10 protein-coding genes are annotated in these 9645 nt (G+C 46.3%); 3 read left to right on the top strand and 7 right to left on the bottom strand.

Annotated elements, in window-relative coordinates; translation table 11 throughout:
* Nucleotides 1–52 precede the first annotated feature (52 nt).
* Nucleotides 53–1723 (bottom strand): DUF1565 domain-containing protein, encoded by a 1671-nt coding sequence (locus QT974_RS25585; RefSeq protein ID WP_333471221.1) that lies wholly within the window; start codon nucleotides 1721–1723, stop codon nucleotides 53–55.
* A 237-nt stretch (nucleotides 1724–1960) separates the two neighbouring features.
* On the opposite strand from QT974_RS25585, the gene QT974_RS25580 reads away from it, so the two are divergent.
* The 3 genes from QT974_RS25580 to thiS all read left to right on the top strand — a co-directional run bounded on the left by QT974_RS25580 (nucleotide 1961) and on the right by thiS (nucleotide 5076).
* Nucleotides 1961–3469: an RNA-guided endonuclease InsQ/TnpB family protein gene (locus tag QT974_RS25580; RefSeq protein WP_333471220.1), complete on the top strand. Its 1509-nt coding sequence runs from the start codon at nucleotides 1961–1963 to the stop codon at nucleotides 3467–3469.
* A 140-nt stretch (nucleotides 3470–3609) separates the two neighbouring features.
* Nucleotides 3610–4692: a thiamine phosphate synthase gene (locus tag QT974_RS25575; RefSeq protein ID WP_333471219.1), complete on the top strand. Its 1083-nt coding sequence runs from the start codon at nucleotides 3610–3612 to the stop codon at nucleotides 4690–4692.
* Between the two features lie 171 nt (nucleotides 4693–4863).
* Nucleotides 4864–5076 (top strand): sulfur carrier protein ThiS, encoded by a 213-nt coding sequence (gene thiS / locus QT974_RS25570; protein WP_333471218.1) that lies wholly within the window; start codon nucleotides 4864–4866, stop codon nucleotides 5074–5076.
* A 240-nt stretch (nucleotides 5077–5316) separates the two neighbouring features.
* Here thiS and rpmA read toward each other — a convergent pair whose 3' ends face one another.
* The 6 genes from rpmA to glpK form a co-directional block, all read right to left on the bottom strand.
* Nucleotides 5317–5613, bottom strand: coding sequence for a 50S ribosomal protein L27 (gene rpmA / locus QT974_RS25565; RefSeq protein WP_333471217.1), 297 nt, complete (start codon nucleotides 5611–5613; stop codon nucleotides 5317–5319).
* A gap of 135 nt (nucleotides 5614–5748) precedes the next feature.
* The gene (rplU, locus tag QT974_RS25560; protein ID WP_333471216.1) at nucleotides 5749–6141 is read right to left on the bottom strand and encodes a 50S ribosomal protein L21; all 393 of its coding nucleotides are present in this window, start codon (nucleotides 6139–6141) and stop codon (nucleotides 5749–5751) included.
* Between the two features lie 282 nt (nucleotides 6142–6423).
* Nucleotides 6424–6639, bottom strand: a complete 216-nt coding sequence (locus QT974_RS25555) for a hypothetical protein (RefSeq protein WP_333471215.1) — start codon at nucleotides 6637–6639, stop codon at nucleotides 6424–6426.
* Between the two features lie 189 nt (nucleotides 6640–6828).
* The gene (locus QT974_RS25550; protein ID WP_333471214.1) at nucleotides 6829–7329 is read right to left on the bottom strand and encodes a DUF3122 domain-containing protein; all 501 of its coding nucleotides are present in this window, start codon (nucleotides 7327–7329) and stop codon (nucleotides 6829–6831) included.
* A gap of 17 nt (nucleotides 7330–7346) precedes the next feature.
* Complete coding sequence (locus QT974_RS25545) at nucleotides 7347–7718, bottom strand: c-type cytochrome (protein ID WP_333471213.1); 372 nt, start codon at nucleotides 7716–7718, stop codon at nucleotides 7347–7349.
* Nucleotides 7719–7988: 270 nt separating this feature from the next.
* Nucleotides 7989–9476: a glycerol kinase GlpK gene (glpK, locus tag QT974_RS25540; protein ID WP_333471212.1), complete on the bottom strand. Its 1488-nt coding sequence runs from the start codon at nucleotides 9474–9476 to the stop codon at nucleotides 7989–7991.
* Nucleotides 9477–9645: the final 169 nt, after the last annotated feature.

The following is a 9645-nucleotide window of genomic DNA, read 5'->3' as shown; positions in this document are numbered from 1 at the left end:
CTGTCAACTGTCAACTGACAACTGTCAACTGTCAACTGTCAACTGTCAACTGTCATTTAATGTCTTCAATGCGAGCATTCAAACCATTAGCGGTGAGAATTTGTAGCAATTCTTCAGCTTTTTCGCGATCGCGAAAAGCACCTGCTTGAATCACCGATCGCCCGTTGGTAAAAGTCCGAAAAGCATCGGGAACTAATGATAGCATTTTTTGGCGATCGCCCGAACTATCGGCATCCACCACAACTCGATACCGGAAACCTAAAGCAGAAGCTCGATCGAGTAACGGGGAAGTCTGGGAATCGGGTAAAGAATTGCCGCCTAAAACAGCAGGTACAAAGCCGCCCCTTCCTAAAGGAATGTTGCGGCCCGGAACCGGCAATTTACCCTCGGAAGAAACCGAACTAGAACTATCAAAATTGGGCGGAATTATTGGTTGCTGTACCGAACTTTCCCGCAGCGAGCGAGTAGCCGGATCGGGTACGGGAATGGAGATAGCCCCAGTTCCTGCGGATTCAGAAGTGGCATTTCTAGGAGCAATTCGAGGGCGCAACTGAGTGCTGGTGGGTGCCTGTCGCCTGGAAACTGGCGGCTGTAGGGCAATTGGTGCTCTTTCGACTCTGGGAGTTAGCCGCCCGGGATTGTAAGCAGGGAGAGAAGTTTCAGGGCCGCCGATACTCGAAGGTCGATCGACATTTAACTGCAAAGCACTTGCCGCAATGGGCGCAGGCGGGCTAAAATTTCCTGCCACATCAACCGATCCAGTCGTGCGGTTGCTCAGCAATTGATTGCCGTAAGCTGGGATGACTTGACCTTTGGCGGCGTTGTTGATGTCGTACTGGCCGTTATTGCGAATCACATTTCCGCCCGGTTCCGCCGAAGTTCCCAAATCCGGCACAGCTCTGGATATCGCCACAATTCCATCTCGGCGGTTGCTCTCAATATAATTGTTGCGCAGCACCGGTCTAGCATCAGCTTGCACCACCACGCCGTCCTTATTCCGAGTAATTTTATTGCCGATTAACAAAGGCGAAGCGTTCTGCGCTACATTCACCCCAAATCCGGTGTCTTCAAACACATTATCTCTAACTTCCGGGCGGGAACTGCCAAAAATTGTCATCCCGTTAGCTCCATTTTTCGAGAAAAAATTCCCGCCAATTGTCGGCCTTCCAGTCCCGACTACCGAAATGCCGTCGTGAGTGCTCCCGGAAAAAGTATTGTTGACAACTGTCGGAGAACTCGATTCGATCCACAAAGCGTAACCGCGATAGTTGGTATTTGTGACAGTCACCCCGCTGAGTCCCGCCCCGTCTGCGCCTAAAATCGCGATGTTTTGACCAGCCGAAGTCGGGCTGATAAACTCTCCTCCGCCTTTGATGAGAATATTTTGGCCGCGAGTGCTGGGATTTCCTTGAACAGTCACGCTGGGCCTGAGCATTAATGGAAATTTTTCGCCACTTTGAGCGCTGTAAGTACCGGGCGCTAGTAAAATTGCTGTTTTGGGCGGGGCGACGCTGAGGGCGTAGGTGAGGGTTTTGAACGGAGATCGATCGCTCCCATTACCCTCAGCGTCGCTGCCACCGCTAGAACTCACGTAGAGTATGTTAATGTCGCTCTCTGGCGCTTGAGAAAGTAGCTCAACGGAGCCTGTCTCGGCAGGGATAGCTGAGGCTTGAAGGTGGCAAAAAGCCGTGCTGGCAAAGACGAGCAGCAGACAATAACTCAAAGAAGAGTTTTGCGATGGCGTTGGGCCCCGCAAGCTACGACTTTTTTGGCACTTGCTCTGTTTTGAATTTAGGATCATCAGCAAATTGGGTAGAAACCCCGTCGTTGACGACGGCTTTACAGGAGCGGGCGCAAGCCCGCCAGTATGCGCTGTGGATAGTTCTAATAGTCTCACAACATCCTCGTTGCTCTTTTAGTGGTTTCGCTATATAATGAAAGAATAGCGAAACCAAAGACTATGTACTTAACTCAGAAAAACCAAATCCGCGATCTTAGCAAGACCGAATTCTTGGCGATCAGAGAGTTGTGTCGATTGAGTAAGAACCTCTACAATGTTGGTCTTTACACTGTTCGACAATACTACTTTCAAGAACATAAGCACTTGCGCTATGAGTCTGCCTACCATCTGTGCAAAGACAATGAGAACTATCAAATTCTCAATACTGACATTGCACAGCAAACATTGAAGGTAGTAGACAGGACGTTTCGCAGCTTCTATGGATTGATTAAGGCGGTTCGATATGGAACATTTCAACAAAAGGTGAGACTTCCTCACTACTTGCCCAAAGAAGGCTATTTTGTGTTGATAATCCCGCGAATCAAAGTTAAAGATGGTTCGTTCAAAGTGCCGATGTCTCCAGCCTTTAAGAAGGAATTTGGTGAAATTGTAATTAACTTTCCCGAACGTCTTGACCCAGCCAAAATTAAGGAAGTGAGAATTCACCCAAAGTATGATGCTCGATTCTTTGAGGTCGAGTATATCTGCTCGATAGGTGAAATCCAAGCTGTAGAAACAGTCAAGGGGAGTGCTTTGGCGATTGATTTCGGGCTTAGTAATTTGGCTACTTGTGTTGACACCAATGGGGCATCCTTTATCGTGGATGGTCGCAAACTTAAATCTATTAACCAGTGGTTCAACAAAGAGAATGCCAGACTGCAATCTATTAAAGACTTGCAGGGAATTAAGAAACTTACTGAACGTCAATCGAGATTGTACATCAACCGCAGTAGTCAAGTTAGAGACTATTTGAATAAGGCGGCAAGACTGATTGTTGACCATTGCATCAATACTAAAATTGAACGCCTGATAGTAGGCTTTAATATTGGAATGAAAGATGGCATCAATATTGGTAGTCGGAATAATCAAAACTTTGTCCAAATCCCTTTGTATTCTTTGAGAAATAAACTTAAATTTCTCTGTGAGCGATACGGGTTGATCTACCAAGAGCAAGAGGAATCCTACACCAGTAAGGCGAGTGCTTTGGATGGTGATGATATGCCTATTTACAATGCCGACAAACCAGCTACCTACCAGTTCTCTGGTAAGCGGGTGAAGCGTGGATTGTATAGAAGCAAGGAAGGACATTTGATTAATTCAGATACTAATGGTGCTGCAAATATTGGACGTAAAAGTAAGCAGAATGGTTTTACCGGACTGTGTAGAGGCTGCGAGAGCCCAGCCGTTAAGAATCAAGGTCTACTGAGGCTTTGCCGTCTTGAGAATCCTCTTGCCTTCAGGCAGAGAAGTGTCAAAAAAAAACACAATTTATCTTGGAGCCAAATTTCCCATCCCGTGTTTCGTGTCGGGTTTGGGCGATCGAATTTTAATCTCACCCGCCTGCTGGGGTTTTTCTCCCTTAATTTTTTTTGTTGTTCTGCGAACCTCACGGCTTTCCTCCGAAGTGTGGTATGCAGCTTAACGATTCCACTACGATCGAGTTTGATCCATTATGCTTTGTTTTTTTGAAATGCCATAAAACTTAAAAATTTGTCAAATTTAAAGCGGTGGATCGCAAAATTAGGTCGATCGCCTTCACCAGAATCTTGATGCCGTGGGAGAATGTAGCGGGTAGACTGCTAGGATTAGTTTAAGAAAGGTGGTTCTGAATGACCGAGAAACAAAACAGAACTTTACCGGCACAGCCCGCCCTCTGCCGGATTTTAGATGCGAATCTAGATCGATCGCGCGAAGGGTTGAGAATTATTGAAGAATGGTGCAGGTTTGGTCTCAATAGCGCCGATTTTGCCGCTGAGTGCAAGCAACTGCGCCAGGAATTGGCAGCTTGGCACACCGCAGAATTGCGCAGCGCTAGGGATACGCCGGCAGATCCGGGGACGGAGTTGACTCACCCGCAAGAGGAGCAGCGTGCGAGCATCCAGCAGCTACTGGAGGCGAATTTCTGTCGGGTGGAAGAAGCTTTGCGGGTACTCGAAGAGTACGGCAAAGTTTACGATCCCAATATGGGCAAGGCTTTTAAGCAGATGCGCTATCGGGTTTACACTCTCGAAAGCGATTTGCTAGCTTATCGCCGCTACCAGCAGTTACTTCGATCGCAGTTATACCTTGTAACTTCGCCCAGAGACAACTTGTTACCAGTCGTGGAAGCTGCTTTGCAAGGTGGGGTGACTTTGGTGCAGTACCGCGACAAAAACTCCGACGACGGCGTAAGACTGGCCAACGCGCGGCAGATGAGCGAACTTTGTCACCGCTACGACGCTTTGCTGATTGTGAACGATCGCGTGGATTTGGCGATCGCCGCGGATGCCGACGGCGTACACTTAGGACAGCAGGATTTCCCTGTAGCCGAAGCGCGCAGGTTGCTCGGCCCGGGACGCATCGTCGGCTGTTCGACGACGAATGGCGAGGAAATGCAGCGAGCGATTGATGCGGGAGCCGATTATATTGGAGTTGGGCCTGTGTATGAAACTCCGACGAAGCCCAACAAGCCGGCGGCGGGTTTGGACTATGTGCGGTATGCTGCTGGTAAGTCTCCGGTTCCTTGGTTTGCGATCGGCTCAATTGATATCAACAACCTCGATGAAGTGTTGAATGCCGGAGCTCAAAGAGTTGCCGTAGTGCGATCGATTATGGACGCAGAACAACCGACTTTAGTCACGCAGTTTTTCATCTCGCAGTTGATTCGGATGCAGAATGTGAAAGCTCAGAAAGCTTTGCTGGCGAAAACCTAGGTTGATGGGCAATTTGTCGGGCGGGTTGAGTATACCGATATTCAACCCGCTCCCGTCGCGTGAGTGTCTGACTCGCTTTGCGGTTTCAACCGCGCCCGTCTTCTTATCTCGAGGGTATTGAAATATAATTTTTGTACAAAACCCGCCCTAAAAACTGATAATATTTGAGTGATGACAAATCAAATTGGGCTGCAAGTTAACGGAGAAAATCGCAATTGTGCGATCGACACACCGTTACCAAAATTACTAGAAGAATTAGGATTAAACCCGCGCTTAGTAGCTGTAGAGTACAACGGCGAAATCCTGCACAAACAATTTTGGGAAACCACAAAGATACAAAAGGGCGACATCCTAGAAGTTGTGACAATCGTCGGAGGAGGCTAGCTAGAAATTAGCTAATCAATCTCTTCAAGAGGAATAAATGTCGCTTGTAGGCGAAGTCTAGATCCCCCTCGCATCCCCCTTAAGAAGGGGGACTTTGAATTAATTCTCTTGTCCCTCCCTTAAGAAAGAAGGAGGACTTTGAATTAATTATCTTGTCCCTCCCTTATTAAGGGGGGCTAGGGGGGAGCGAGACTTCGAGACAAACAAAAGAGACTTAAACAACGCCGCGAAATATCAAAATTAAACTGCGACAGCTTCAGCCACAGGTGCAGCAACAGCCGCAACCACAGGATAAATGCTGACTTTCTTGCGAGTTTTGCCCTTTCTTTCAAAAGTCACGACACCATCAACCAAAGCAAACAAAGTATCATCTCTGCCGATACCAACATTATTACCAGGGTGAACCTTCGTGCCGCGTTGACGGATCAAAATGTTGCCAGCTTTGACAACTTGACCGCCGTACTTTTTGACACCCAAACGCTGGGAATTAGAATCGCGACCGTTGCGCGTGCTGCCTGTACCTTTCTTGTGGGCCATAATATCCTCAAACTGTATTTACTATTTTTTAAGCTGTTGCCGCATTTAAATTGTTGTATGTCAAAAATTAATCAAATTTCTGTGGGACGTGGCTAAGAGCAGCGTCCCAAATACCCAATTTAAATGCTTCATAGCTTATTCTGATTCAATTTCGCCGGTTTGGGGAGTTTCAACAACTGCTTGAGTCAAATCTCTCGCTGCCAAAACAACACCATTGACTGTAATAGAGTCAATCATAAACCGAGTTGTTTCTTGACGGTGGCCTTTTTTCTTCCGAGTTTTCTTTTTCGGCTTCATCTTGTAGACGAGGACTTTGCGGCCACGGAAATGTCGCAGCACAGTTCCTTCTACAGTGGCATTTTCTAGCAAAGGCTGACCGATGTGAACGTCATCTTCGTGCTGAATCAGAAATACTTTGTCAATGGTGACTTTTGATTCAGCTTCCACGTGAAGCAGTTCGATGTCGTAGAAGCGGCCCGGTTCTACTCGAAATTGTTTGCCGCCAGTCTCAATAATTGCGTAGGTCATGGGATAGTCGTTGGGTTTGCCGTACAGGTAGCTGGTTAGTCATTGGTCAAAAGTGCTGTCCCCGCCCGTGAACTTTTGGGTGAGGAGTTTTGACTTTTGACTGCTGACTGCTCTCCAGCTTTTGGAATGTCTCGACCTGATCCGAGCAGGATTTAGACAGACAATCTATGATTATTGCTGATTTGGGGATTTTTGTCAAGTTCGATCGCCCGACTAATTTCAAATTAAGCATAAAATAGAAGATGCTGGGCTATTTTATCCAAAAGGGCGATCGAACTTTATTCAAGCAGTTAGAGAACACCTGCTACTTCGCAACAATTCCAAAGCCTGCTGTCTTACCCGACCTTCCATCACCTCTTTTTGCAAAGTAATAAAAGCCTCAAAATCTTCTAAACCGTACTTAGTCATCTGCAACTGCTGTCGCAACAGTTCTTCGGACTCAACCGTTAGATAGCCAGTTTCCAAAGCTTTTCGGACAATTGTACTGATTAAACTCATAGTCATCCACCCTGAAGGCACGCACGATAAATAGTCTAGTTACGTCACAAGACTAACTCGATTTAGAGTTTGTTTCACAATTATCTGCAAATAGCTGAAATCTCACTTAAGGCATACTTAAGCATAGTAACTTTTGATACACAAACCTGTCTATATAATCAGTGTAGAGTGCGATCGAATAGGTATATTTTACTTTGTATCTAATAACAGCCGCCATTCTCTAACAGCAAAAGGAGGAACCAGCAGTTCAGTTTCTGGTGCGCCTTTAACGGGCAAGCTCAACCGCAAAGGCTGATTGCTTTCGACTTGTGTAATGATTGATTTAAAATCATATTCTCCGACATTGATCGGCAAATCTGACTCGCTCCAAATATCATTGGCTTTACCAATTTTGCGACTTCCCGCAGCCACATTCAGGGGGACAGGGTGCTGCAATTCTGTGCCGGGAAATCCTACCAATCTCAGGTTAAAAGAGTTTACCAATCCCGACTGTACTCGCTTGTACAAAACTACTTGCCATGCTCTGTCATCAGTATCGCGCAGGCTTTGTACCGAGCGAAACATTACTCTATCGGCTCTTTCTGGATATTTGTGAATTGAGGCGAAAACGGGCTGGGTGATGGCTAAGATTAGATACAAGCACAAGCTAATGATAGTTAAAATTTTGCGCCAACTCTTATGGTTTTTCAACTTCCAATACCTCCGATTTATTTCCAATCTGTTTCTGCTTGGGATAGCACGTAGGCGGAAACATCGATAATTTGTTGTTCCGACAAACGGTTTTTGTAACCGGGCATAATACCTTTACCGTTGGTTACTAAATTTGAAATATTGGCGATGGAATCCATGCCGTATTTTTTGAGAGCTTTTTGTTTTAAGTTTTTGCCACGCCTGATAATGTTGCTACCGTTGATGTGACAGCCTGCACAGTTGGTGTTGAAGACTTCGGCGGCGGTTGCGGTTGCGGGAGTTGTCGCTGTATCTGCGATCGCAATTTGGGAATTAGTGGCAATTTCTGCAAATGCCAGTGTCAGTATTAATAGGATGAGGGTGAGAATTATTTTAAATTGAGGTGACAAAATCATTGAGTTACAAGTCAAGCAATCGTGTTTAACTTCATGATATCATTAAATACATATTTTGGATTAGTATCGTTTCCGGTTGGAATGGAATTATTTAACCACAGAGGACACAGAGAACACAGAGGGAGACAAGAGAGAGCAATAATTCCGACATAACTCTTGAGTCGGTTTCAACCGACTTTCGCTATGAGGCAGGGGTTTAAACCCCTGCCGGACTGCGGTACTACAGGAGATTAAGCTAAACTGTTAACCAACAGTATTCGTGATTTATTCTTCCCAGTCGAAGGTGCGGGTAACTGCTTTTTTCCAAAAGCGGAATTTTTGCTCCCGAAGTGCGATCGACATTTGGGGTTCCCAAATACAATCCACCGCCCAATTATCCCGCAATTCGGCTAGCTGGCTCCAAAAACCCACCGCCAAACCAGCCGCACAAGCAGCGCCCAGGGCAGTAGTTTCTGTTACCACAGGCCGCACCACAGGCACTCCCAAAACATCGCTCTGAAACTGCATTAGTGTGTGATTTTTCACCATACCTCCGTCTACTTTTAAAGACAAAAGCTGCACCGCAGAATCCTGATTCATCGCATCCAATACTTCCCGTGTTTGCCAAGCTGTCGCTTCCAATACTGCGCGAGCAATATGTGCCTTAGTCACGTAGCGAGTTAAACCTGCAATTACTCCCCGGGCGCTGTCTTGCCAGTAGGGCGCGTAGAGTCCAGAAAAGGCGGGTACAATGTAAACTCCACCGCTATCTTCGACAGTATTTGCTAATGTTTCTACTTCCGCAGATGTGTTGATGATACCCAAGTTGTCGCGCAGCCACTGGACTAATGCTCCGGCGATCGCAATAGAGCCTTCCAGGGCATACACAGCGGGCGATTCTCCGAGCTTGTAGGCGACTGTTGTCAGCAATCCTTGCGTTGAAGGGACGATCGCCTCACCAGTATTCAGCAGCATAAAACAGCCCGTACCGTAAGTATTTTTAGCCTCGCCAACACTAAAACAAGTTTGCCCAACCAAAGCTGCTTGCTGATCTCCTAAAGCAGCAGCAATTGGAACATTATCTAACAATCCTTTTGCAGTGCCAAAAATATGACTCGAAGGGCAAATTTCCGGCAGCATCTGGGGGGGAATTCCCATGATTTCCAGAGTTTCCGCATCCCAATCGAGGGTTTGCAAATCCATCAGCATCGTGCGACTGGCGTTGGTAACATCGGTAACGTGCGCGCCGCAGGTGAGATGCCAAATTAGAAAAGAATCGATATTGCCAAAAATCGCATCGCCTCGATTTGCAGCTTCCCGCAATCCAGCGATATTGTCCAGCATCCACTTAATTTTTGGGCCGCTGAAATAAGTTGCTAGTGGCAAACCGCAGCGCGATCTAAATCGATCTTTACCGTCAAATTCTGCTAAGCTAGTACAAATTTGGTGAGTGCGGGTATCTTGCCAAACAATCGCATTTCCGTAAGATTTTCCCGTATTTTTATCCCAAACAATTGCAGTTTCGCGCTGGTTGGTAATGCCGAGCGCTGCAATATCTTTTGCATCGATATTGCCGATTTCCAGGGTATTTTTAATTACGCTTTGGGTGCGCTGCCAAATTTCCTCGGGATTGTGTTCAACCCATCCCGGTTGTGGATAAATCTGTTGGTGTTCTTGTTGGTTGCTGCAAATTATCTGTCCCAGGCGATCGAATATGATAAATCTGGTGCTGGTGGTTCCTTGGTCGATTGCTGCTATGTATTTTTTTGACAAGTGTTTAAAACCTTTTTAAGTCAGTTGTCAGTTGTCAGTTGTCAGTTGTCAGTTGTCAGTTGTCATTAGACTTGAATTGCATAAGTCTTCTTTTCGATACAGAAACCGCAGATTTCAGACAGATAAACACAGATAAACGCAGATAATTTTAGGGTGTTTTCCGATTTTT

Source organism: Microcoleus sp. BM001215392 (genome assembly GCF_036700185.1).
Taxonomy (GTDB): domain Bacteria; phylum Cyanobacteriota; class Cyanobacteriia; order Cyanobacteriales; family Microcoleaceae; genus Microcoleus.
This window is presented reverse-complemented; position numbering and strand designations above follow the sequence as displayed.